Here is a 23,051-nt window from a genome sequence, read left to right as displayed (position 1 = left end):
GGAAATTTCGGGCGACTCGCTACCAGACCGGGCCGGTGTATTTCTCGCCAGGACCGTGCCCGGGTTCCTCGGGTGCGGCGCTGGATTCGCGGAACGCCAACTGCAGCGTCTTGAGCCCGTCGCGGACCGGCCCCGCGTGCGGCCCGAGATACTCCGCCGAGGCGGTGACCAGCCCCGCCAGCGCGGTGATCAGCCGACGGGCCTCGTCGAGGTCGCGGTGCGGGCTGTCGTGAGGATCGTCGGCGGACAGGCCGAGCTTTTCGGCCGCGGCGCTCATCAGCATGACCGCCGACCGGGTGATCACCTCCACTGCGGGGATGTCGGCCAGCTCCCGCACCGGGGTAGCGTCTGCGGTGGCCTGTGGTGGAGTGTCAGGAACCTCGGTCATCCCTGCTAGACTGGCATACGCGACCGTCCCGGCACACGCCAGGACAGCAAGTGGAGTCCCGCTCCCACCGTTTGCCTCGGGCGCCGCCCGACGGTTCAACGGTCCGGTCAGGCGTTCATCGACGCCTGTTCTGGTCGGCATTGGGCCCTGCTTCGAGCAGGGCTTTTTCGCTGGCGGGTTGGGGTCTCCTTGAGGACAACATAGGAGGGCCCATCAGCACTGAGACCCGCGTCAACGAGCGCATTCGAGTACCTGAAGTCCGTCTGATCGGACCAGGCGGAGAACAAGTAGGCATTGTGCGCATCGAAGACGCCCTCCGCGTCGCCGCGGACGCCGATCTCGACCTTGTCGAAGTTGCCCCGAACGCCAGGCCTCCGGTCTGCAAGATCATGGACTACGGCAAGTACAAGTACGAGACGGCCCAGAAGGCGCGCGAGTCTCGCAAGAACCAGCAGCAGACCGTCGTCAAGGAACAGAAGCTTCGTCCCAAGATCGACGACCACGACTACGAGACCAAGAAGGGGCATGTAATCCGCTTCTTGGAGGCGGGGTCGAAGGTGAAGGTGACGATCATGTTCCGCGGACGTGAGCAGTCGCGGCCCGAACTGGGCTATCGGCTGTTGCAGCGGCTTGGCGCGGACGTGGCCGATTACGGCTATGTCGAGACGGCGGCCAAGCAGGACGGACGCAACATGACGATGGTGCTGGCTCCGCACCGCGGCGCGAAGACTCGCGCCAAGGCGGCACATGATGCGGACGCACCGCCCGCGCAGCGCGTGAGCGCCCAAAGCGGTGAAGCACCCACAGAGCAACGAAAGAACTGAGGACACATGCCCAAGGCGAAGACCCACAGCGGCGCTTCGAAGCGGTTCCGTCGCACCGGAACCGGAAAGATCGTGCGCCAGAAGGCCAATCGTCGACATCTGCTCGAGCACAAGCCGTCTACGCGCACTCGCCGGCTGGCAGGCCGCACCGAGGTGTCCGCGAACGACAAGAGCCGCATCAAGAAGATGCTCAACGGCTGACCCAGGCCCGACACCAGTACGTCCTGAACGAATAGGAACACTCTCATGGCACGCGTAAAGCGCGCAGTCAACGCTCACAAGAAGCGGCGCAGCATCCTCAAGGCATCCAAGGGTTATCGCGGTCAGCGCTCGCGGTTGTACCGCAAAGCCAAAGAGCAGCAGCTGCATTCGCTGAACTACGCCTATCGTGACCGGCGTGCCCGCAAGGGCGAGTTCCGCAAGCTGTGGATCTCGCGGATCAACGCCGCCGCGCGCGCCAACGACATCACCTACAACCGGCTGATCCAGGGGCTCAAGGCCGCCGGGGTCGAGGTGGACCGCAAGAACCTCGCGGAGATCGCCGTCAGCGATCCGGCCGCCTTCACCGCCTTGGTGGAGGTCGCCAAGGGGGCGCTGCCCGCTGACGTCAACGCGCCCTCCGGAGAGGCGGCCTGACACTCACCGAGCGCTCCGCCCGAGTGACGGCGGCGGTCAAGCTGCACCGCCAGGTCACACGACGACGCGCCGCGCGTTTCCTCGCTGAGGGACCCAACCTCGTCGAGGCGGCGTTGCGGCGCGGGCTCGTGATAGAGGTGTTCGCCACCCGAACCGCGATGGACCGCTTCGGCGCTGCGCTCGCCGGCAGGCCACCCGACGTGCCCGTGCATGTGGTGACCGAGCGCGCCGCGAAAGCGTTGTCGGACACCGTCACCCCGGTAGGCCTGGTGGCGGTGTGCGAGATGCCGCAGACCACGCTCGATGAGGTGCTCGGCGCGCCGAAGCTGGTCGCGGTCGCGGTGGGGATCTCCGAACCCGGCAACGCGGGGACGCTGATCCGGGTGGCCGATGCGATGGGCGCCGACGCGGTCGTGCTGACCGCCAACAGCGTCGACCCGTACAACGGCAAGTGCCTGCGCGCCTCGGCAGGCAGCATCTTCTCGCTTCCGGTCATCGCCCACGCCGACGCGGAAGCGGTGGTGAAATCGCTGCGTGCGGCCGGATTGCAGGTGCTGGCGACCACGCTCGACGGCGAGGTGTCGCTCGAAGACCCCGATTTGCAGGCCGGCCTTCCGCAGCCGACGGCATGGCTGTTCGGCCCCGAGGCGCACGGTCTGCCCGCCGAGGTGGCGGCCGCCGCCACCCACCGGGTGCACATTCCGATGGCGGGCAACGCCGAGAGCCTCAACGTGGCCTCGGCCGCGGCGATCTGTCTGTATTCCAGCGCCCGCGCCCATCACTTCTAGCGCGAACAGACGCGAAAACCCCTATTTCGAGGTGGTTTCGGGGGTTTTCACGTCTGCTCGGCGGTGAGAAATCAGCCGTCGCTGAGCAAACCCCTGGCCACCTGGGTGATCTGCACCTCGTTGCTGCCCGCGTAGATCATCAGGGACTTGGCGTCGCGGGCGAGTTGTTCGACCCGGTACTCGGTCATGTACCCGTTGCCGCCGAACAACTGCACGGCATCCATCGCGACATCGGTGGCCGCCTGTGAGCAGTACCACTTGATCGCCGAGGCTTCCGACAGCGAGATCTGATAATCCTTCTCGGCTGCTTCGATAACCCGGAACAGCATGTTGCGCACGTTCATTCGCGCGACTTCCATGTTGGCCAGCTTGAGCTGGATCAGCTGGAACTGGGCGATCTCCTGACCCCACAGCTTGCGGTTCTTGGCGTAGTCGACGCACAGCCGTAGGCATTCCTCGATGACCCCCAGCGCCATCGCGGCCACGCCGATGCGCTCGGCGGAGAAACTCGACCGCGCGCTGGCCCGGCCGTCGCCCGACGTGTGGTCCTCGGTCTCGCCGAGCAGCCGGTCCCGGCCGAGCCGGACGTTGTTGAAGAACAACTCGCCGGTGCGTGACGAGTGAATACCCATCTTGCGGAACGGCTTTGACTGCACAAAGCCCTCCATGCCGCGGTCGAGCACGAAGGTCAGCACCTTGCGGTCGCGCTTGTCGACCCCGGGTTCGTCGAGCTTGGCGTACACCACCACCACGTCGGCGTCGGGCCCGTTGGTGATGAAGGTCTTCTGCCCGTTGAGGATGTAGTCGTCGCCGTCGCGGGTGACATAGGACTTCATGCCGCCGAACGCGTCCGAACCCGAGTCGGGTTCGGTGATCGCCCAGGCGCCCACCTTCTCGTAGGTGACCAGCTCGGGCAGCCAGCGTTCCTGCTGGGCCAGGGTGCCGCGGCTCATGATCGTCGGCACCGTCAGGCCCAGGCTGACCCCCATCCCGGTGACCACGCCCATGCACACCCGGCACAACTCGCTGACCACGATGAAGCCCATCCCGCCGGAGCCGCCGAACATGCTGCCGCCGGAGGACTGGCCGGACGACTCGCCGCCTTCTCGCAGCCGGGCCAGCCGCTTGTTGAGCGACTCGCGGGCCATGTCGGCGATGCCGAACGTCGCGAACAGCTTGCGGATGACCGGATAGGGCTCCATCTCGCCGCTTTCCAGCGCGTCGACGTGCGGGCGAATCTCCTTGTCTACGAAGTCGCGGACGGCGTCGCGGACGGCGAGATCGACATCAGACCATTCGAGCATGCAGTCATGCTGCCTTACCCGACTTCTCGCCCCGACCCCGGGCCGGTCGACGCAGCCCGGTCAGCGAAAACGTCGTGTGCACCAGCGAGCCGGCCCGGTCCAGCAGCGACTTGCGCTGCGGCACGTAATGCATCGGCAGGCCGCGGCGGTCCCGCGGCGGCGCCATGAACCCGGGCGCCTCGACCAGCGGGGCGTCGGCGGGCAGCTTGCCCTGGGCGCGACGGTAGGCGGTCAGCGCCCGCGGGTGAAGCCGGATCTCGTCGGGCACCGCCAGGAACGCGAACTCCACGAACTTGCCGAACAGTCGCAGCAGCACCTCGTCGCCGGGGGTCCAGCGCATCCCGGCCTTCTCTCGCAGCGCCTCGTCGAACAGCCCGGCCGCGATCCACCGCTGCGCGCCGACCATCGGTTTGAAGAGCTGATCCCACACCGGCGTCGGCATCAGCACGAACCACGGCTTGGGGATGCGAATCTCGAAGATGTCCATGGTGGCGCGGTTGATCTCGAGCTCCTCGCGGCACTTGGTGTCCCAGTACACCTGGAAGTCCTCCCACGTCTCGGGCACCGGCCGCATGCTCATCCCGTACATCCGGTACCACTGCACGTGTTCGTCGAACAGCTGGCGTTTCTCGGCCTCGGTCAGCCCGCCACAGAAGTACTCCGCGGTCTTGATGATGAGCATGAAGAACGTCGCGTGGGCCCAGTAGAACGTCTCGGGGTTCAGCGCGTGGTAGCGGCGGCCCTTGGTGTCGACGCCCTTGATGGAGTGGTGGTAGCTCTTGATCTGCTCGCCGGTCTGGGCGGCGCGCTCGCCGTCGTAGACGACGCCCATGATCGGATACACCGAGCGGGCCACCCGCTGAAGCGGCTCACGCAGCAGGATGGAATGGTCCTCGACACCGGCGCCGAGTTCCGGGTACATGTTCTGGATCGCGCCGATCCACACGCCGAGCATGCCCGTGCGTAGGTCACCGAAGTACTTCCACGTCAGCGAATCGGGTCCGAGGGGGTTCGCCGCCGCCGCCGCATTCTTCGTGGTGGTTGTCGTCGGAGTCATCGCGTCCTCGCTGAGTCCAGTACCCACGGTTGCACCCTCACGATAATGTTGACAACGGGTGTTGTCTACGATTTGCGGGCGCGTCGACCCCAGGTGTTATCCACCGGCAACTGACGCGCCACACCCGCGTGATCAGCGCGGTTGCCGATCGGGGCAGCCGGGACCCGAAATTGCTCGGCGCCCGCAGCCGCGCCTAGGCTGGCGACGTGGATGGCGAGGCGTTCGACGACCGAGCCGACGGCAGCGGCGAACTCGCACAGAAGCCCGCGAGTCCGCTCACCGCACTGCGCACGGGCAACCCGTGGGGCTGGCTAACGGCCACCAACCACCATCCGAGCGTCGTGGCCCTGCTGCGGCGCACCCGGCGCGCGCTGCCGGGTGATCCCGAGTTCGGCGACCCGCTGTCGACGGCCGGTGACGGCGGCCCACGCGCCGCCGCGCGCGCCGCCGACCGGCTCCTGGAGCGCGACGCGGTCACCCGCGAGATCAGCCTCGGGGCGCTGCAGGTCTGGCAGGCGCTGACCGAGCGTGTTTCGGGTAGACCCGCCAACCGGGAGGCCACGCTGGTCTTCACCGACCTGGTCGGGTTCTCGTCCTGGTCCCTGACCGCCGGTGACGACGCCACGCTCGCCCTGCTGCGGCGGGTGTCACAGGTCGTCGAGCCGCCGCTGCTCGAGGCGGGCGGGCACATCGTCAAACGCATGGGCGACGGCATCATGGCGGTGTTCACCGACCCCACGACCGCGCTTCGAGCCGTGATCACCGCCCGGGATGCCGTGAAAACCGTTGAGGTGGACGGCTACACACCGCGAATGCGGGTCGGTGTGCACACCGGACATCCACAGCGGATCGGGTCGGACTGGCTGGGCGTCGACGTCAACATCGCCGCACGTGTCATGGAGCGCGCCACCAGGGGGGAGTTGGTGGTGTCGCAGGCCACCCTGGACCGCGTCTCCGAGGAGGACGTCGAGTCGCTGGGCCTGCAGGCCAAACGCCTTCGCAGGCCGGTGTTCACCGCCAAGCAGGACGGGGTGCCCGCCGATCTGGACATGTACCGGCTGCGAAAGCGCCACGCCGGGATCTAGCGATTCCGGCGTCGCCTATGATCGCCGGGTGGCTGATCAGCCCATAGACCTGTCTGAAGAAGCGCTGACCGGGGTCGTCGGCGCGGCCCTGCGCGCGTTCGAGCAGGCGGCCGACCTGGAGGCGTTGGCGCACGCGAAAACCGAGCACCTCGGCGACCGCTCGCCGATCGCCCTGGCCCGCCAGTCGCTGGGCAAGCTGCCCAAGACCGACCGCGCCGACGCGGGCAAACGCGTCAACGTGGCCCGCGGTGAGGTGCAGCGGGCCTACGACGCACGCCTGGCCGTGCTGCGTGCCGAGCGCGACGCGGCGGTGCTGGTCGCCGAGCGCATCGACGTCACGCTGCCGTCGACCCGCACGCAGGTCGGTGCGCGCCACCCGATCACGATCCTGGCCGAGCACGTCGCCGACGCCTTCGTCGCGATGGGCTGGGAGCTGGCCGAGGGGCCCGAGGTGGAGTCCGAGCAGTTCAACTTCGACGCGCTGAACTTCCCGATCGACCACCCGGCCCGCAGCGAACAGGACACCTTCTACATCGCCCCGGAAGGGTCGCGGCAGGTGCTGCGCACCCACACCTCGCCCGTGCAGATTCGGACGCTGCTGGAGCGCGAGTTGCCGGTCTACATCATCTCGATCGGGCGCACCTTTCGCACCGACGAGCTCGACGCCACCCACACCCCGGTCTTTCACCAGGTCGAGGGCCTCGCGGTGGACAAGAGCCTGACGATGGCGCACCTGCGCGGCACGTTGGACGCGTTCGCGCGCTCGCAGTTCGGGCCCGCGGGGCGCACCAGGTTCCGGCCGCACTTCTTTCCGTTCACCGAGCCCTCCGCCGAGGTGGACATCTGGTTCGAGGACAAAAAGGGCGGTCCCGGCTGGGTGGAGTGGGGTGGTTGCGGCATGGTCAACCCGAACGTGTTGCGCGCCTGCGGCATCGACCCCTACGTCTACTCCGGATTCGCCTTCGGCATGGGGTTGGAGCGAACTTTGCAGTTCCGCAACGGAATTCCTGATATGCGCGACATGGTCGAGGGCGACGTCCGGTTCTCGCTGCCGTTCGGGGTCGGGGCCTGATGCGGCTGCCGTACAGCTGGCTGCGCGACGCGGTGTCGGTCGGTGCGCCCGGCTGGGACGTCGGCCCGGCCGAACTCGAGCAGACGCTGATCCGCATCGGCCACGAGATCGAGGAGGTCATCCCGGTCGGCCCGGTCAGCGGGCCGCTGACCGTCGGGCGGGTGGCCGACATCGAGGAACTCACCGAGTTCAAGAAGCCCATCCGCGCCGTCAAGGTCGACGTGGGCGAACCCGAGCCGCGCCATATCGTGTGCGGCGCAACCAATTTCGTCGTCGACGACCTGGTCGTGGTGGCGCTGCCTGGCGCAGTGTTACCCGGCGACTTCACGATCAGCAGCCGCAGGACCTACGGACGCACCAGCGACGGCATGATCTGTTCGGCCGCCGAGCTCAACCTCGGCGTCGACCACTCCGGCATCCTCGTGCTGCCCGCGGGCACCGCCGAACCGGGGGCACCGGCCGCCACCGTGCTCGGCCTCGACGACGTCGTCTTCCACCTGGCCATCACCCCCGACCGCGGCTACTGCCTGTCGGTGCGCGGGATGGCCCGCGAGATCGCCAACGCCTACGACCTGGACTTCGTCGACCCCGCCGACGTGCCCGCGCTGCCCGCCGAGCACGAGGCGCTGCCGGTGACCGTGCAACCGGGCACCGGTGTGCTGCGGTTCGGCCTGCGCCCGGTCACCGGCATCGACCCGGCCGCCGTGTCACCGTGGTGGCTGCAGCGCCGGCTGCTGCTGTCGGGCATCCGCGCCATCTCGCCCGCCGTGGACGTCACCAACTACGTGATGCTCGAACTCGGCCATCCGATGCACGCCCACGACCGCAACCTGATCACCGGCGGGTTCGCCGTGCGGTTCGCCAAACCGGGCGAGACCGTCGTCACGCTCGACGACGTCGAACGCCGACTCGATCCCGGGGACGTGCTGATCGTCGACGATGTCGCCACCGCCGCCATCGGCGGGGTGATGGGCGCCGGCACCACCGAGGTCCGCGACACCACCACCGACGTCCTGCTCGAAGCCGCGGTGTGGGACCCGGCGGCGGTGTCGCGCACCCAGCGACGCCTGCACCTCTACAGCGAGGCGGGCCGGCGCTACGAGCGTGCGGTGGATCCGGCGATATCGGTGGCCGCGCTGGACCGCTGTGCCGTGCTGCTGGCCGACATCGCCGGTGGCACCGCACAACCGGCGTTGACCGACTGGCGCGGGGATCCGCCACGCGACGACTGGTCGCTGCCGCCGGTGCACATGCCCGTCGACCTGCCCGACCGCACCGCGGGCGTCCGGTACGCGCCAGGCACCACCGAGAAACGGCTGACCCAGATCGGAGCCGACGTCGTCGTCACCGACGGGCAGGTCACCGCCGTGCCACCCAGCTGGCGCCCCGACCTGCGTCAGCCGGCCGACCTGGTCGAGGAGGTGCTGCGGCTGGAGGGTCTGGAGCAGATTCCGTCGGTGTTGCCGCTGGCCCCGGCCGGGCGGGGGTTGACCGCGGAACAGAAGCGTCGGCGGGCAATCGGAAAGGCGTTGGCGTTCAACGGGTATGTGGAGATCCTTCCGACCCCGTTCCTGCCCGCCGGGGTGTTCGATCTGTGGGGCCTGCCGCCCGAGGACGAGCGCCGGTCCACGGTCGAGGTGCTCAACCCGCTGGAGGCCGACCGCCCGCACCTGGCCACCACGTTGCTGCCGGGTCTGCTGGAGGCGCTGCACCGCAACGTGTCGCGCGGCGCCGCCGACGTGTCCCTGTTCGCGATCGCCCAGGTGGTCTTGCCCACCGACCAGACCCGCACGGTCGAACGGATACCGACCGATCGACGCCCCACCGACGAGGAGATCGCCGCGCTGGACGCCTCGCTGCCGCGGCAACCGCAACACGTCGCCGCGGTGCTGGCCGGGCTGCGCGAACCGGTCGGGCCGTGGGGGCCGGGGCGCCCCGCCGACGCCGGCGACGCGTTCGAGGCGGTGCGGCTCATCGGCCGCGTCACCGGGGTCGACTTCGTCCTGCGGCCCGCGCAGTACCTGCCGTGGCACCCCAGCCGGTGCGCGGAGGTCCTGGTCGGCGACACCGTCGTCGGGCACGCGGGCGAGTTGCACCCCGCGGTGCTCGAACGCTCGGGGCTGCCCAAGCGGACCTGCGCCGTCGAGCTCGACCTGGACGCCATCCCGATCGTCGAGACCCGGCCCGCGCCGTCGGTGTCACCGTTTCCCGCGGTGTTCCAGGACGTCAGCCTGGTGGTCGACGCCGAGGTCACGGCCCAAAGCGTCATCGACGCCGTGCGGGAGGGCGCCGGCCCGCTGGTCGAGGACGTGCGGCTGTTCGACGTCTACACCGGGCCGCAGATCGGCGAGGGCCGCAAGTCGCTCACCTTGGCGCTACGGTTCCGCGCCCCGGACCGTACCCTGACCGAGGACGAGGCCAGCGCCGCGCGCGAGGCGGCCGTGCAGGCCGCGGCCGCGCGCGTCGGCGCCGTGCTCAGGGGCTGATTCCCCGCCCGCACGTAATGAATTTGCATAGCTATGCATAACCATGCAGAATTGCGCGCATGGTTTCTGTTGCTGTGGCCGGCGCCAGCGGATACGCCGGCGGCGAGATCCTGCGACTGCTGCTGGGCCACCCCGCCTACGGCGACGGGCGGCTGCGCATCGGCGCGGTGACGGCCGCCGCCAGCGCGGGCACGACGCTGGCCGAGCATCATCCGCACCTGTTGCCGCTGGCCGGCCGGGTGCTGGAGGCGACCGACGCGGACACGCTGAGCGGCCACGACGTGGTCTTCCTCGCCCTGCCGCACGGGCACTCCGCCGCGCTGGCCGACCAGCTCGGCCCCGAGATGCTGATCGTCGACTGCGGTGCCGACTTCCGGCTGACCGACGCGGTGGCATGGGAACGGTTCTACGGTTCGCCGCATGCCGGCAGCTGGCCCTACGGATTTCCCGAACTGCCCGGCGCCCGCGACCGGCTGCGCGGAGCCAAGCGCATCGCGGTGCCCGGCTGCTATCCGACCGCCGCGCTGCTGGCGCTGTGGCCGGCCATCGCCGAGGACCTCATCGACCCGGCGATCACCGTGGTCTCCGTCAGCGGCACCTCGGGAGCGGGCAAGGCGGCCAAACCCGACCTGCTCGGCTCGGAGGTGATCGGCTCGGCGCGGGCATACAACGTCGGCGGCAAACACCGCCACACCCCCGAGATCACCCAAACCCTGAGAAGCCTCACCGACAAGGACGTCACCGTATCGTTCACCCCGGTGCTGATTCCGGCGTCGCGCGGCATCCTGGCCACCTGCACCGCCCGCACCGAGGCGCCCCTTTCGCAGATCCGGGCCGCCTACGAAAAGGCTTACGATGCTGAACCTTTCGTCCACCTGCTGCCCGAAGGGCAGCTGCCCAAGACCGGCTCGGTGCTCGGCAGCAACGCCGCGCAGCTGGCCCTCGCCGTCGACGAAGACGCCCAGACGTTCATCGGGATCGCGGCGATCGACAACCTCGTCAAGGGCACCGGCGGCGCGGCCGTGCAGTCGATGAACCTCGCGCTGGGCTGGCCGGAGACCGAGGGGCTTTCGATCGTGGGGATCGCGCCGTGACCGACACCTCGACACCGAGCCGGCTGCTGCGCACCCAGGGCGTCACCGCTCCGGAGGGCTTCCGCGCGACCGGAATCGCCGCCGGTATCAAGGCATCCGGCGCCCTGGACCTGGCGTTGGTGTTCAACGAGGGCCCCGACTACGCCGCCGCGGGGGTGTTCACCCGAAACCAGGTGAAAGCCGCGCCGGTGCTGTGGTCACGGCAGGTGCTCACCACCGGGCGGCTGCGGGCGGTCATCCTCAACTCCGGCGGCGCCAACGCCTGCACCGGGCCGCCGGGCTTCGGCGACACCCACGCCACCGCCGAGGCCGTCGCCGCCGCGCTGTCGGACTGGGGCACCGAGACCGGCGCGATCGAGGTCGCCGTCTGCTCGACCGGGCTGATCGGCGACCGGTTGCCGATGGACAAGGTGCTGCCCGGGGTCACCGCGATCGTGCACGAGTTGGCGGGCGGGCTCACCGGCGGGGAGGAGGCCGCCCGGGCCATCATGACCACCGACACCGTGCCCAAGCAGGTTGCGCTGCACCATCCGGACAACTGGACGGTCGGCGGAATGGCCAAGGGCGCGGGCATGATCGCGCCGTCGCTGGCGACGATGCTGTGCGTGCTGACCACCGACGCCGTCGCCGATGCGGCCGCGCTGGATGCGGCGCTGCGCAAGGCCGCCGCGCGGACCTTCGAACGGCTCGACATCGACGGCAGCTGTTCGACCAACGACACCGTGCTGCTACTGGCCTCGGGTGCCAGCGAGATCAGGCCGAGCCAAAGCGATCTCGACGATGCGGTGCTGCAAGTCTGCGATGACCTGTGCCAACAATTGCAGGCCGACGCCGAAGGCGTGACCAAGCGCATCACCGTCACCGTGACCGGTGCGGCCTCCGAAGAGGATGCGCTCACCGTCGCCCGCATCGTTGCCCGCGACAGCCTGGTCAAGACCGCGCTGTTCGGCTCCGACCCGAACTGGGGCCGCGTGCTCGCCGCCGTCGGCATGGCGCCGTTCACGCTCGACACCGATCGGATCACCGTGGCGTTCAACGGGTTTCCGGTGTGCGCGAACCTGACGGGGCTGCCGGGCGCCCGGGAGATCGACCTGTCCGGTGCCGACATCGACGTCACCGTCGACCTGGGCGTCGGCGACGCGCTGGCCAGCGTGCGCACCACCGACCTGTCGCACGCCTACGTCGAAGAGAACTCGGCCTACAGCTCATGAGCATCGAAACCCCGCTGAAGGCAAAGGTTCTGGCCGCGGCGCTGCCGTGGCTCAAGCAGATGCACGGCAAGATCGTGGTGATCAAGTATGGCGGCAACGCCATGACCGACGATGTGCTGAAGGCCGCGTTCGCCGCCGACATGGTGTTTCTGCGGAACTGCGGGATCTATCCGGTCGTCGTCCACGGCGGCGGCCCGCAGATCAGCGCGATGCTCAACCGGCTGGGCATCGAGGGCGATTTCAAGGGCGGGTTCCGGGTGACGACGCCCGAGGTGCTCGACGTCGTGCGGATGGTGTTGTTCGGGCAGGTCGGCCGCGAGCTGGTCAACCTCATCAACGCGCACGGCCCGTACGCGGTCGGCATCACCGGTGAGGACGCGCACCTGTTCACCGCGGTGCGGCGCAACGTCACCGTCGACGGCGTGGCCACCGACATCGGCCTGGTCGGTGACGTGGAGAGCGTCGACGCCGACGCGCTGCGCGATCTCATCGCCGCCGGCCGCATCCCGGTGGTGTCCACGATCGCCCCGGACAGCGACGGGGTGGTGCACAACATCAACGCCGACACCGCCGCCGCCGCGCTCGCCGAGGCGCTCGGCGCGGAGAAGCTGGTGATGCTCACCGACGTGGAGGGCCTCTACACCCGCTGGCCGGACCGGGATTCACTGGTCAGCCAGATCGACACCACCACGCTGGCCGAGCTGATGCCGACGCTGCAGACGGGCATGGTGCCCAAGATCGAAGCGTGCATGCGGGCGGTGACCGGCGGCGTGCCCAGCGCGCACGTCATCGACGGTCGGGTCGAACACTGCGTGCTCGTCGAACTGCTCACCGACGAGGGGACCGGAACCAAGGTGATACCCGCATGACGCTCCTGGACAGATGGCAGACGGTGATGATGAACAACTACGGCACCCCGCCGCTCGCGCTGGTCAGCGGTGACGGCGCGGTGGTGACCGACGCCGACGGCAAGACCTACGTCGATCTGCTCGGCGGCATCGCGGTCAACATCCTCGGCCACCGCCATCCCGCGGTCATCGAGGCGGTCACCCGTCAGCTCAACACGCTGGGGCACACGTCGAACCTGTATGTCACCGAACCCGGTGTGGCGCTGGCCGAGGCGCTGGTGGCGCTGCTGGGCGCCGGTCCCGCGAAGGTGTTCTTCTGCAACTCGGGCACCGAAGCCAACGAGGTGGCGTTCAAGCTCACTCGGCTCACCGGCCGCACCAAACTCGTTGCCGCCGAAGGCGCTTTCCACGGCCGCACGATGGGTTCACTGGCGCTGACCGGTCAGCCGTCCAAGCAGGCGCCGTTCGCGCCGTTGCCCGGCGACGTGGCCTTCGTGCCGTACGGCGACGTCGACGCGCTGGCCCGCGCGGTCGACGCCGACACCGCCGCGGTGTTCCTCGAGCCGATCATGGGGGAGGGCGGCGTGGTCGTGCCGCCGGCCGGATACCTGGTGGCCGCCCGCGAGATCACCGCCACGCACGGCGCGCTGCTGGTGCTCGACGAGGTGCAGACCGGAATGGGCCGCACCGGAGCGTTTTTCGCCCACCAGCACGACGGCATCGTGCCCGACGTGGTGACGCTGGCCAAGGGCCTGGGCGGTGGCCTGCCGATCGGGGCGTGCATCGCCGTCGGCGCCGCCGCCGATCTGATGACCCCGGGTCTGCACGGCAGCACGTTCGGCGGCAACCCGGTGTGCACCGCGGCCGCGTTGGCCGTGCTGCGGGTACTGGCCGACGAGGACCTGACCGGCCGCGCCGACGTGCTCGGCAAGACGATCGCCTCCGGTATCGAGGACCTCAACCACCCCCTGGTCGACCATGTGCGCGGCCGCGGCCTGTTGTGCGGGGTCGTGCTCACCGCGCCGGCGGCAAAACCCGTCGAGGAGGCCGCCCGCGCCGCCGGGTTCCTGGTCAACGCCGCCGCGCCGGACGTGGTGCGGCTGGCTCCGCCGCTCGTCATCACCGAGGAGCAGGTCGACGCGTTTCTCGGCGCGCTGCCCGCCGTCCTCGACACCGCAGCGAGGGCCGCGTCATGACCCGCCATTTCCTGCGCGACGACGACCTGACGCCCGAGGAACAGGCCGAGGTCCTGGCCCTGGCGGCCGAACTCAAGAAGGACCCGGTAAAGCTCCGGCCGCTGGCGGGCCCCCGCGGCGTGGCCGTCATCTTCGACAAGAACTCCACCCGCACCCGGTTCTCCTTCGAGATGGGCATCGCCCAGCTCGGCGGGCACGCCGTCGTGGTCGACGGCCGCAACACCCAGCTCGGCAGGGACGAGACCCTGCAGGACACCGGTCGGGTGCTGTCGCGCTACGTCGACGCGATCGTATGGCGCACGTTCGAACAGGACCGGCTCACCGCGATGGCCTCGGGTGCCGACGTGCCCGTCGTCAACGCGCTCTCCGACGAGTTCCACCCCTGCCAGGTGCTCGCCGACCTGCAGACGCTGGCCGAGCGCAAAGGCGCGCTTTCCGGGCTGCGGCTGGCCTACTTCGGCGACGGCGCCAACAACATGGCGCACTCGCTGATGCTGGGCGGGGTGACCGCCGGTGTGCACGTCACCATCGCCGCCCCGCCCGGGTTCGCGCCGCACCCCGAGTTCGTCGCGGCCGCCGAGAAACGCGCGGCGCAGACCGGTGCCACGGTGACGCTGACCGACAACGCGCGCCGCGCCGCCGACGGCGTCGACGTGCTGGTCACCGACACCTGGACGTCGATGGGGCAGGAGGATGACGGGCTCGACCGCGTCGGGCCGTTCCAGCCGTTCCAGCTCAACGCCGAGCTGCTTGCGCTGGCCGATCCTAAATCCGTTGTACTGCACTGTCTTCCAGCCCATCGCGGCCAGGAGATCACCGACGAGGTGATCGACGGCCCGCAGAGCGCGGTGTGGGACGAGGCCGAGAACCGGCTGCACGCGCAGAAGGCGCTGCTGGTCTGGCTGCTGGAGAAGGGCCGGACATGACGTCGGCGACCACCCGCGCCGGCAGGCAGGCCCGCATCATCGCGATCCTGTCGTCGCAATCGGTGCACAGCCAGACCGAACTCGCCGCCATGCTGGCCGCCGAGGGCATCGAGGTGACCCAGGCGACGCTGTCGCGCGACCTCGAGGAACTCGGCGCGGTCAAGCTACGCGGCGCCAACGGCGGCGTCGGGGTGTACGTCGTGCCCGAGGACGGCAGCCCGGTGCGCGGCGTCTCCGGCGGCACCGAACGAATGGCACGGCTGCTGGCCGAGTTGCTGGTGTCGACCGACGCCAGCGGCAACCTCGCCGTCCTGCGCACACCGCCCGGCGCCGCGCACTATCTGGCCAGCGCGATGGACCGGGCGGCGCTGCCGTATGTGGTCGGTACGGTCGCCGGTGACGACACCATCCTGGTGGTGGCGCGCGAGCCCATGACGGGGGCGGAGCTGGCCGCGAAACTCGAAGGCTTTCAACAAGGAGGAGATTAGGTATGGGGTCCGAGCGCGTCATCCTGGCGTATTCCGGCGGTCTGGACACCTCGGTGGCGATCAGCTGGATCGGCAAGGAAACCGGTCGGGAGGTGGTCGCCGTCGCGATCGACCTCGGCCAGGGCGGCGAAGACATGGAAGTGGTCCGGCAGCGGGCCCTCGACTGCGGCGCGGTCGAGGCCGTCGTGGTCGACGCCCGAGACGAATTCGCCGAGCAGTATTGCCTGCCCGCCATCCAGTCGAACGCGCTCTACATGGACCGCTATCCGCTGGTGTCGGCGCTGAGCCGGCCGCTGATCGTCAAGCACCTGGTGGCCGCGGCGCGTGAGCACGGCGGCGGCATCGTCGCCCACGGCTGCACCGGAAAAGGCAACGACCAGGTCCGGTTCGAGGTCGGATTCGCTTCGCTGGCACCGGATCTGCAGGTGTTGGCCCCGGTGCGCGACTACGCCTGGACCCGCGAGAAGGCCATCGCGTTCGCCGAGGAGAACGCGATCCCGATCAACGTCACCAAGCGGTCGCCGTTCTCCATCGACCAGAACGTGTGGGGGCGCGCCGTGGAGACCGGGTTCCTCGAGCACCTGTGGAACGCGCCCACCAAGGACGTCTACGAGTACACCGAGGACCCGACCGTCAACTGGAGCACCCCCGACGAGGTGATCGTCGGGTTCGAGCGCGGCGTCCCGGTGTCGATCGACGGCCGCTCGGTGACGGTGCTGCAGGCCATCGAGGAACTCAACCGCCGCGCCGGTGAGCAGGGCGTCGGACGGCTCGACGTCGTCGAGGACCGGTTGGTCGGCATCAAGAGCCGCGAAATCTACGAGGCGCCAGGCGCGATGGTGCTGATCACCGCGCACACCGAGCTCGAGCACGTGTCGCTGGAACGCGAACTCGGGCGGTTCAAGCGCTCCACGGACCGCAAGTGGAGCGAGCTGGTGTACGACGGGCTGTGGTTCTCGCCGCTGAAGACCGCGCTGGAGGCGTTCGTCGACCACACCCAGCAGCGGGTCACCGGCGAGATCCGGATGGTGTTGCACGGCGGGCACATCGCGGTCAACGGCCGCCGCAGCCCCGAGTCACTGTACGACTTCAACCTGGCCACCTATGACGAGGGCGACACGTTCGATCAGTCGGCGGCCAGGGGTTTCGTGCAGATCCACGGCCTGTCGTCGAGCATCGCCGCCCGCCGGGACCTTGGTTCATGACGCCGAACAGACGCCAATACCCCCAAAACACCGCGTTTCGGGGGGATTTCACGTCTTCTCGCGGGGGAGGGCTGACCCCGTGAGCACCAACGAGGGCTCGCTGTGGGGCGGCCGGTTCGCCGACGGCCCGTCGGATGCGCTGGCGGCGCTGAGCAAGTCCACGCATTTCGACTGGGTGCTCGCCCCCTACGACATCCGGGCCTCCAAAGCCCACGTGCGGGTGCTGTTCAACGCCGGCCTGCTGACCGACGAGCAGCGCGACGGGCTGCTGAGCGGGCTGGACCAGTTGGCCGCCGATGTCGCCGACGGCAGCTTCGGGCCGCTGCCCACCGACGAGGACGTGCACGGCGCGCTGGAACGCGGCCTGATCGACCGTGTCGGTCCCGAACTGGGTGGCCGGCTGCGGGCGGGCCGATCACGAAACGACCAGGTGGCAACGCTGTTTCGGATGTGGCTGCGCGACGCCGTCCGGCGTGTCGCCGACGGGGTGCTCGCCGTCGTCGACGCGTTGACCGCCCAGGCCGCTGCCCATCCGATCGCGATCATGCCCGGCAAGACGCATCTGCAGTCGGCCCAACCGGTCCTGTTGGCCCACCACCTGCTCGCCCACGCGCACCCGCTGCTGCGCGACGTCGACCGGCTCGCCGACTTCGACAAACGAACCGCGGTGTCCCCGTATGGATCCGGTGCGCTGGCGGGTTCGTCGCTGGGTTTGGATCCCGACGCCGTCGCCGCCGAACTCGGATTCGACGCGGCCGCCGACAACTCGATCGACGCGACCGCTGCCCGCGATTTCGCCGCGGAGGCAGCGTTTGTGCTCAGCATGATCGCCGTCGACCTGTCGCGGCTCGCCGAGGACATCATCCTCTGGAGCACCACCGAATTCGGCTACGTGACCCTGCACGACGCCTGGTCGACCGGCAGTTCGATCATGCCGCAGAAGAAGAACCCCGACATCGCCGAGCTGGCACGGGGCAAATCGGGCCGGCTGATCGGCAACCTCACCGGCCTGCTCGCCACGCTCAAAGCCCAACCGCTTGCCTACAACCGGGATCTGCAGGAGGACAAGGAGCCGGTCATCGATTCGGTGGCCCAACTGGAGCTGCTGCTGCCCGCGATGGCCGGCCTGGTCGCGACCCTGCGATTCGACGTCGACCGGATGGCCGAACTCGCGCCGCTCGGCTACACGCTGGCTACCGATGTCGCGGAATGGCTTGTGCGCAAAGGTGTTCCGTTTCGGGAGGCCCATGAAGCCGCCGGAGCCGCGGTACGGGCGGCCGAAGCGGGTGATGTCGGCCTGGAAGCCCTCGACGACGACGAGCTCGCCGCCATCCATCCGGCGCTGACACCGCAGGTCCGCGAGGTGCTCACCACCGACGGCTCGGTGAACTCCCGCGACGCCCGCGGCGGAACGGCCCCAAGCCAGGTGGCCAAGCAGCTCGACGTCGTGCGGGAAACCACCGAGCGGTTGCGACTACGCTTGCAGAGATGACCTCGCGGATCACCTTCGAGTCCGACGGCCAGACCTGCGTCGGCTACTTCTACGGTGATCACGCCGAAGAACGGCCCTGCGTCGTGATGTGTCAGGGGTTCGGCGGAACCCAGGACACCCCCGCCTTCACCGCGAACGCGGAAGGCTTCGCCGCGGCCGGTTATCGCGTACTGACCCTCGACTACCGCAACTTCGGGGAAAGCAGCGGCGAGCCAAGGCAATTGGTCGACATCGACGGCCAGCTCGAGGATATCGCCGCCGCGGTGGAGTATGCCCGCGGCGTGCCGGGCGTCGACCCCGACCGGATCGTGCTCTGGGGCACCTCGCTGGGCGGCGCTCACGTCGTGGTGGCCGCGTCGCGGGATCCGCGTATCGCGGCGGTGATCGCGCAGATCCCCTTCAACGGCACGGCACGAAAAGTGGAGGGCCGCTCGACGGCGGCGACCCTGCGGCTGCTCTGGGCCATGACGGTCGATGCGGCCCGCGGCCTGCTGGGGTTGTCGCCGGCCTACATCAAGGCGGTCGGCGGTCCCGGGGAACTGGCGGCGATGTCGAGCGCCGAGGCACAGCAGACCGTGGCCGGCATGACCAGCGACACCTGGCGCAACGAGGTGGCACCGCGGGCGTTGTTCGGGTTGATGCGCTATCGGCCCGCCGACGCGGCACCCCGACTGCGCGTTCCGGCGCTGGTGTGCGCCGCGGAACGCGACAAGGAGATTCCGCTGGAGCTGGTCGCTCAACTCGCCGATGCGCTACCGCACGGCGTGCTGCGCACCTACCCCTGCCCGCACTTCGCGTTCTACCGTGACGACGTCCGCGAGCAGGTGCTCGCCGACCAGCTCGCGTTCCTGGACCGCGTGTTCGACAACTAATCGTCGTCGTTGCAGATACTGACCTCGAGCCGCCCGTCGTCGATCTCGACCTCCAGGTCGAGTTCCTCACCGCCGCGCCGGAACGCGATCTCGACCTCCTCGGGCTCCTGGTCGTCGACGCGATGCGTCCATCCGTCCGCGGGGGTCACCGACTCCAGCGTCAGGCGGCCGTCGGCGAAGGTGACGACGGCCGAACCCGCGTCGAAGACCTGGTAGCGGCCGTCCGGTGCCGGTTCGACGCGCACACACTGATCACGCGCCGGTCGGGCGGGCGCGGCGGGACCCGTCTGGGGCACCGGTGCCGGAGCGCCCGTCTGCGGCGCCGTGGCGGTCGGCGACGCCGTGGCGGTCGGGGCCGGTTCCGTGACGGTCACCGTGGACTCGGTTTCGCCCGACGATCCGCACCCGGGCAGGAGCAGCACAGCTCCCGCGAGCGCCGTGACGCCTATCGATCTGCTGTCCATCCGCCCACCCTACGCGGCGGGATCACTCGTCGGCCGCGGTCAGCCAGGCCTCCTCCAACGAGACCCTGCGGGCCTCGAGTTCCTGCAGTTCCGCGTTGAGTTCGCCGAGGCGCAGATGGTCGGCGGCGGCCTCGGCCATGGCCACATGCAGCCGCTCGATGCGGGCCTCGAGCTTTTCGAGTTGACCCTCGATGCGGGCCATCTCCTTGCTCGCCCGGCGTTCGCGCGCGGCCGCGGACTCGCCGCGGGCCGGCCCCGAGCGACGGTCCGCTGGTGCCGTTCGCGCGGTGGCCCGGTCGGCCAGATACTGCTCGATGCCGCCGGGCAGCAGGTCGCACCGCCCGCCGCCGGTCAACGCGTATGTCACGTCAGTGACGCGCTCGAGGAAGTACCTGTCGTGGGTGACGACGATCAACGTGCCCGGCCAGCCGTCGAGGTAGTCCTCGATCACGGTCAGCGTGTCGATGTCGAGGTCGTTGGTGGGCTCGTCGAGCAGCAACACGTTCGGCTCGTCGAGCAGCAACCGCAGGAACTGCAGTCGGCGCTTCTCCCCACCGGACAGCTCGCCGATGCGCGCGGTGAGCTTGTCGCCGGTGAACCCGAAGTCACGCAACAACGTCTCGGCGCTGATCTCCCGTCCACCGGCCAATTCCGTGACTCGACGCCGGTTTTCGACCGCGTCGATCACCCGTTGCGCGCCGTCCATGTCGACGAGCGCCTGGCTGAGATAACCGATCTTCAGCGTCGCGCCGCGCTTGACGGTGCCCGACGCCGACGGCAGCTGCCCGGCCAGCAGCCGCAGCACTGACGTCTTGCCCGTGCCGTTGACGCCGACCAGCCCGATGCGCGCACCCGGCCCGATCGACCAGTCGATCCCGTCCAGGACCACGTGCGAGCCCACCTCCAGCCGCACCCGATGCAGATCGAAGACGTCCTTACCCAGGCGGGTGGTGGCAAAACGTTGCAGCACAAGCGAATCGCGCGGCGGCGGTTCGTTGGCGATCAACTCGTTGGCAGCCTGGATGCGGAACTTCGGCTTCGACGTCCGCGCCGGCGGGCCGCGACGCAGCCACGCCAGCTCCTTACGCATCAGGTTCTGCCGACGCGCCTCCGCACCGGAGGCAAGGCGCATCCGCTCGGCGCGGGCCAGCACGTAGGCGGCGTAGCCCCCGTCGTAGGCGTCGACGGTCCCGTCGTGCACCTCCCACGTCCGGGTGCACACCGCGTCGAGAAACCACCGATCGTGGCTGACCACCACCAGCGCCTTGGCGCGCCGCGCGTTGAGATGCCCGGCCAGCCACTCGATCACCTCGACGTCGAGATGGTTGGTCGGTTCGTCGAGCACCAGCACGTCGTGCCCGGCGATCAACACCTCGGCCAGCGCGACCCGGCGCCGCTCACCGCCGGACAGCCGCGCGACCTCGCTCTCCAGCGTGACGCCCGACAACAGGTGGGTGACGACGTCGCGGGTGTGCGGTTCGGCCGCCCAGACATGGTCGGGCCGGCCGCCGACGATGACGTCCCGGACCGTCGTCCCGGTGAAATCATCACCCTGGCGCAGATAGCCCACCGAGAGGCCCGACGTGTGCGTGACGCGGCCCGAGTCGGGCACCCGCGCCGACGTCAGCACCTGCAACAGGGTGGTCTTGCCGTCACCGTTGCGGCCGACGACGCCAACGGCGTCGCCTTCGTCGATGCCCAGGCTGACCTGAGCGAGCAACGTGCGGGTGCCATAGCTGACGGTGGCACGCTCGACGTTGATCAGATTCGGCATCAGCCGCGATGATATGCGGCTCGCCATACGACATTGCGTCGGCCGTCGATCGCCGTTAACCCCTAGTTCGCCCTTCTCATCTAGACAACTAGATGCCAACACCAACAGCGACGAGATGAGGAATCGATGTCTGCACGCGGGTTGATCGCGAGTGCACTGACAGTGCTCACCGCAGCAGCGGTGACGGTGGGTTGCAGCAGTGATTCGTCCGACACCAGCCAACCCGGCACGGTCCGCCTCGCGGTGACCGACCTGCAGGGCCTCGAGGAACTGCAGCGCGAGTTCGGCGCGTTCAAAACGGAATTCGAGAAGCAGTCGGGCCTCACGGTGGACTTCTTCGCGGTCAACGACCGTACGGCGGCAGCCGCCGCGCTGCAGGCCGATCGGGTCGATGTGGTGTTCACAGGCCCCGCCGAGTACGTCGTCATCCACGAGAAAACCGGCGCCGAGCCGATCGTGGCCATCGAGCGCGACGGGTACCGCTCGACCATCTACACCAAGGCCGACAGCGGCATCACAGGCCTGGATCAGTTGCGCGGCAAGAAAGTCGCGATGAGCGACGTGGGCTCCACCAGCGGGCACCTCGGCCCGTCCCAGATGCTCGTGGACGCCGGCCTCACGCCGGGAACCGACGTCGAGGTACTCACGGTCGGAGACACCGTGCACCAATCCCTCAAGCGCGGCGACGTCGACGCGGTCGGCATCGGCTACCACGACTACGAGGAGTTCATGGCCGAAGACGATCCCACCCAGTACCGGGTGATCGCCGAAGGGCCGGTCCTCCCGCCGGACCTGCTGATGGCACGCCAGGGACTCGACGAGCAGACCGTCACCACGATCCGCGAGACGTTCAACGACCACTTCGACACGTTGTTGCCTGCGATGCTCGAAGGCAAGGACAACGCCAAGTACGAGAACGCCAAGCTCGTCAACGTAACCGACAAGGACTACGACGAAGTGCGTTCGATGTATCAGGCGGTCGGCGTGAACGACTTCTCCCAGTTCCTGGGCGACTGACGTGGTCGCTCCGGCACCCCACCTCACGGCGTCCCCCGCAGCCACCGCGCCGGCCATCGACGTGTCGAATCTGTCGGTGCGATACCGGCGTAACGGCGCGGTGTCGTTGTCCCGCGTGGGCCTATCGATTCCCGATGGGCAAATCGTCGCGCTGATCGGCACCAATGGGGCGGGCAAGTCGACCCTGCTGCGCTGCCTCGTCAGGCTCATCGAACCCGCGGAGGGCGCGGTCACGATCGGTGGCACCGAGGTCACCGGGGCGTCACGGCGGACCCTGCGCCAGGTTCGACAAGACGTCGGGTTCGTGTTTCAGCGTTTCCATCTGATCCCGCGGCTCACCGTGTTCCACAACGTCGTTCACGGCGCGATGGGCCGGCACGGTGCGCGCTGCGCGTGGCCGCTCACCGCACCGCACCACGTCCGGGCGCAGGCGATGGAGGCCCTGGACCGGGTGGGCCTGGCCCCCTATGCGGGCCGTCGCGTCGAAACGCTCAGTGGTGGTCAGCAGCAGCGGGTGGCCATCGCGCGGATGCTCATGCAGCAGCCCCGCGTCATTCTTGCCGACGAACCGGTGGCCAGCCTCGATCCGGCGTCGGCGAACTCGGTGATGGACCTGATGAGCGCCATCGCGGCCGAACGGGGCGTCACCGTTGTCGTCGCATTGCATCAAATCGACCTGGCATTGCGCTACGCCGATCGGGTGGTGGCGTTGCGTGACGGCGCGGTGCAGTTCGACCGGGCAGCGCGCGATTGCGATGCGGCACAACTCAGTTCGATCTACGCCGAGGCGAGGCCGTGAGTAGGGCGGGCTTGCGGGCACGGCC

Annotated in this window: 23 protein-coding genes; 18 read left to right on the top strand and 5 right to left on the bottom strand. The window is 69.1% G+C overall.

Going from position 1 to position 23,051, the window contains the following annotated elements; genetic code table 11:
• Positions 1–19 precede the first annotated feature (19 nt).
• On the bottom strand, positions 20–388 hold the full coding sequence (locus tag G6N28_RS24575) for a DUF1844 domain-containing protein (RefSeq protein WP_163904920.1): 369 nt from the start codon (positions 386–388) through the stop codon (positions 20–22).
• A 170-nt stretch (positions 389–558) separates the two neighbouring features.
• On the opposite strand from G6N28_RS24575, the gene infC reads away from it, so the two are divergent.
• The 4 genes from infC to G6N28_RS24555 are packed head-to-tail and all read left to right on the top strand — an operon-like array spanning position 559 to position 2,636.
• Complete coding sequence (infC, locus tag G6N28_RS24570) at positions 559–1,212, top strand: translation initiation factor IF-3 (RefSeq protein ID WP_163906599.1); 654 nt, start codon at positions 559–561, stop codon at positions 1,210–1,212.
• 6 nt (positions 1,213–1,218) lie between these two features.
• A complete protein-coding gene (gene rpmI / locus G6N28_RS24565; RefSeq protein WP_163904918.1) occupies positions 1,219–1,413 on the top strand; it encodes a 50S ribosomal protein L35 in 195 nt (64 codons plus the stop codon).
• A 45-nt stretch (positions 1,414–1,458) separates the two neighbouring features.
• Positions 1,459–1,848 carry a 50S ribosomal protein L20 gene (gene rplT, locus G6N28_RS24560; protein ID WP_163904916.1) on the top strand — a complete coding sequence of 130 codons (390 nt, stop codon included), beginning with the start codon at positions 1,459–1,461 and terminating at the stop codon, positions 1,846–1,848.
• 23 nt (positions 1,849–1,871) lie between these two features.
• Complete coding sequence (locus tag G6N28_RS24555) at positions 1,872–2,636, top strand: TrmH family RNA methyltransferase (RefSeq protein ID WP_163904914.1); 765 nt, start codon at positions 1,872–1,874, stop codon at positions 2,634–2,636.
• Positions 2,637–2,707: 71 nt separating this feature from the next.
• Here the strand turns inward: G6N28_RS24555 and G6N28_RS24550 are convergent, their stop codons facing one another.
• Together G6N28_RS24550 and G6N28_RS24545 are read right to left on the bottom strand one after the other, a co-directional pair.
• Positions 2,708–3,940: an acyl-CoA dehydrogenase family protein gene (locus tag G6N28_RS24550; protein ID WP_163904911.1), complete on the bottom strand. Its 1,233-nt coding sequence runs from the start codon at positions 3,938–3,940 to the stop codon at positions 2,708–2,710.
• Between the two features lie 4 nt (positions 3,941–3,944).
• Complete coding sequence (locus tag G6N28_RS24545; RefSeq protein ID WP_163906598.1) at positions 3,945–4,997, bottom strand: oxygenase MpaB family protein; 1,053 nt, start codon at positions 4,995–4,997, stop codon at positions 3,945–3,947.
• A gap of 284 nt (positions 4,998–5,281) precedes the next feature.
• Between G6N28_RS24545 and G6N28_RS24540 the strand changes: the two genes are divergently transcribed.
• From G6N28_RS24540 to G6N28_RS24485, 12 genes are all read left to right on the top strand, one after another.
• Positions 5,282–6,082 carry an adenylate/guanylate cyclase domain-containing protein gene (locus G6N28_RS24540; RefSeq protein WP_235674802.1) on the top strand — a complete coding sequence of 267 codons (801 nt, stop codon included), beginning with the start codon at positions 5,282–5,284 and terminating at the stop codon, positions 6,080–6,082.
• Positions 6,083–6,110: 28 nt separating this feature from the next.
• Entirely contained in the window at positions 6,111–7,154 is a 1,044-nt protein-coding gene (pheS, locus tag G6N28_RS24535) for a phenylalanine--tRNA ligase subunit alpha (RefSeq protein WP_163904907.1), read from the top strand.
• The gene (pheT, locus tag G6N28_RS24530; RefSeq protein ID WP_163904905.1) at positions 7,154–9,640 is read left to right on the top strand and encodes a phenylalanine--tRNA ligase subunit beta; all 2,487 of its coding nucleotides are present in this window, start codon (positions 7,154–7,156) and stop codon (positions 9,638–9,640) included. The genes pheS and pheT overlap by 1 nt, the downstream gene beginning before the upstream one ends.
• Positions 9,641–9,699: 59 nt before the next feature.
• Positions 9,700–10,734, top strand: coding sequence for an N-acetyl-gamma-glutamyl-phosphate reductase (gene argC, locus G6N28_RS24525; protein ID WP_163904903.1), 1,035 nt, complete (start codon positions 9,700–9,702; stop codon positions 10,732–10,734).
• A complete protein-coding gene (gene argJ / locus G6N28_RS24520) occupies positions 10,731–11,945 on the top strand; it encodes a bifunctional glutamate N-acetyltransferase/amino-acid acetyltransferase ArgJ (protein WP_163904901.1) in 1,215 nt (404 codons plus the stop codon). Before argC ends, argJ begins: the two co-directional genes overlap by 4 nt.
• Positions 11,942–12,814 carry an acetylglutamate kinase gene (gene argB / locus G6N28_RS24515; protein WP_163904899.1) on the top strand — a complete coding sequence of 291 codons (873 nt, stop codon included), beginning with the start codon at positions 11,942–11,944 and terminating at the stop codon, positions 12,812–12,814. The genes argJ and argB overlap by 4 nt, the downstream gene beginning before the upstream one ends.
• Positions 12,811–13,989 carry an acetylornithine transaminase gene (locus G6N28_RS24510; protein ID WP_163904897.1) on the top strand — a complete coding sequence of 393 codons (1,179 nt, stop codon included), beginning with the start codon at positions 12,811–12,813 and terminating at the stop codon, positions 13,987–13,989. Before argB ends, G6N28_RS24510 begins: the two co-directional genes overlap by 4 nt.
• On the top strand, positions 13,986–14,915 hold the full coding sequence (argF, locus tag G6N28_RS24505) for an ornithine carbamoyltransferase (protein ID WP_163904895.1): 930 nt from the start codon (positions 13,986–13,988) through the stop codon (positions 14,913–14,915). Before G6N28_RS24510 ends, argF begins: the two co-directional genes overlap by 4 nt.
• A complete protein-coding gene (locus tag G6N28_RS24500) occupies positions 14,912–15,403 on the top strand; it encodes an arginine repressor (protein ID WP_163904893.1) in 492 nt (163 codons plus the stop codon). Before argF ends, G6N28_RS24500 begins: the two co-directional genes overlap by 4 nt.
• A 2-nt stretch (positions 15,404–15,405) precedes the next feature.
• Positions 15,406–16,608, top strand: a complete 1,203-nt coding sequence (locus G6N28_RS24495; protein WP_163904891.1) for an argininosuccinate synthase — start codon at positions 15,406–15,408, stop codon at positions 16,606–16,608.
• Between the two features lie 79 nt (positions 16,609–16,687).
• A complete protein-coding gene (gene argH / locus G6N28_RS24490; RefSeq protein ID WP_163904889.1) occupies positions 16,688–18,100 on the top strand; it encodes an argininosuccinate lyase in 1,413 nt (470 codons plus the stop codon).
• Positions 18,097–18,972 carry an alpha/beta hydrolase gene (locus tag G6N28_RS24485; protein ID WP_163904887.1) on the top strand — a complete coding sequence of 292 codons (876 nt, stop codon included), beginning with the start codon at positions 18,097–18,099 and terminating at the stop codon, positions 18,970–18,972. The genes argH and G6N28_RS24485 overlap by 4 nt, the downstream gene beginning before the upstream one ends.
• On the opposite strand, the gene G6N28_RS24480 is transcribed toward G6N28_RS24485, so the two are convergent.
• Together G6N28_RS24480 and G6N28_RS24475 are read right to left on the bottom strand one after the other, a co-directional pair.
• A complete protein-coding gene (locus tag G6N28_RS24480; RefSeq protein ID WP_163904885.1) occupies positions 18,969–19,436 on the bottom strand; it encodes a hypothetical protein in 468 nt (155 codons plus the stop codon). The genes G6N28_RS24485 and G6N28_RS24480 overlap by 4 nt on opposite strands.
• Positions 19,437–19,458: 22 nt before the next feature.
• Positions 19,459–21,210 (bottom strand): ABC-F family ATP-binding cassette domain-containing protein, encoded by a 1,752-nt coding sequence (locus G6N28_RS24475; protein ID WP_163904883.1) that lies wholly within the window; start codon positions 21,208–21,210, stop codon positions 19,459–19,461.
• Positions 21,211–21,336: 126 nt separating this feature from the next.
• Here G6N28_RS24475 and G6N28_RS24470 point away from each other — a divergent pair, with 126 nt between their 5' ends.
• Together G6N28_RS24470 and phnC are read left to right on the top strand one after the other, a co-directional pair.
• A complete protein-coding gene (locus G6N28_RS24470) occupies positions 21,337–22,227 on the top strand; it encodes a phosphate/phosphite/phosphonate ABC transporter substrate-binding protein (protein WP_163904881.1) in 891 nt (296 codons plus the stop codon).
• A 1-nt stretch (position 22,228) separates the two neighbouring features.
• Positions 22,229–23,026 carry a phosphonate ABC transporter ATP-binding protein gene (gene phnC / locus G6N28_RS24465; RefSeq protein WP_235674684.1) on the top strand — a complete coding sequence of 266 codons (798 nt, stop codon included), beginning with the start codon at positions 22,229–22,231 and terminating at the stop codon, positions 23,024–23,026.
• Positions 23,027–23,051: the final 25 nt, after the last annotated feature.

The sequence above is a fragment of the Mycolicibacterium pulveris genome (assembly GCF_010725725.1).
Classification (GTDB): Bacteria; Actinomycetota; Actinomycetes; order Mycobacteriales; family Mycobacteriaceae; genus Mycobacterium; species Mycobacterium pulveris.
The sequence above is the reverse complement of the archived record's forward strand: the minus strand, read 5'-3'. Positions and strand labels throughout refer to the sequence as shown.

Bases quoted from the DNA above. Each gene is read 5' to 3' on its own strand.
- G6N28_RS24470 (WP_163904881.1), top strand. From the start codon at position 21,337: ATGTCTGCACGCGGGTTGATCGCGAGTGCACTGACAGTGCTCACCGCA.
- G6N28_RS24550 (WP_163904911.1), bottom strand. From the start codon at position 3,940: ATGCTCGAATGGTCTGATGTCGATCTCGCCGTCCGCGACGCCGTCCGC.
- G6N28_RS24575 (WP_163904920.1), bottom strand. From the start codon at position 388: ATGACCGAGGTTCCTGACACTCCACCACAGGCCACCGCAGACGCTACC.
- argF (WP_163904895.1), top strand. From the start codon at position 13,986: ATGACCCGCCATTTCCTGCGCGACGACGACCTGACGCCCGAGGAACAG.
- G6N28_RS24495 (WP_163904891.1), top strand. From the start codon at position 15,406: ATGGGGTCCGAGCGCGTCATCCTGGCGTATTCCGGCGGTCTGGACACC.
- G6N28_RS24480 (WP_163904885.1), bottom strand. From the start codon at position 19,436: ATGGACAGCAGATCGATAGGCGTCACGGCGCTCGCGGGAGCTGTGCTG.
- argC (WP_163904903.1), top strand. From the start codon at position 9,700: ATGGTTTCTGTTGCTGTGGCCGGCGCCAGCGGATACGCCGGCGGCGAG.
- G6N28_RS24485 (WP_163904887.1), top strand. From the start codon at position 18,097: ATGACCTCGCGGATCACCTTCGAGTCCGACGGCCAGACCTGCGTCGGC.
- pheT (WP_163904905.1), top strand. From the start codon at position 7,154: ATGCGGCTGCCGTACAGCTGGCTGCGCGACGCGGTGTCGGTCGGTGCG.
- rplT (WP_163904916.1), top strand. From the start codon at position 1,459: ATGGCACGCGTAAAGCGCGCAGTCAACGCTCACAAGAAGCGGCGCAGC.
- G6N28_RS24545 (WP_163906598.1), bottom strand. From the start codon at position 4,997: ATGACTCCGACGACAACCACCACGAAGAATGCGGCGGCGGCGGCGAAC.
- G6N28_RS24500 (WP_163904893.1), top strand. From the start codon at position 14,912: ATGACGTCGGCGACCACCCGCGCCGGCAGGCAGGCCCGCATCATCGCG.
- argB (WP_163904899.1), top strand. From the start codon at position 11,942: ATGAGCATCGAAACCCCGCTGAAGGCAAAGGTTCTGGCCGCGGCGCTG.
- rpmI (WP_163904918.1), top strand. From the start codon at position 1,219: ATGCCCAAGGCGAAGACCCACAGCGGCGCTTCGAAGCGGTTCCGTCGC.
- G6N28_RS24510 (WP_163904897.1), top strand. From the start codon at position 12,811: ATGACGCTCCTGGACAGATGGCAGACGGTGATGATGAACAACTACGGC.
- G6N28_RS24475 (WP_163904883.1), bottom strand. From the start codon at position 21,210: ATGCCGAATCTGATCAACGTCGAGCGTGCCACCGTCAGCTATGGCACC.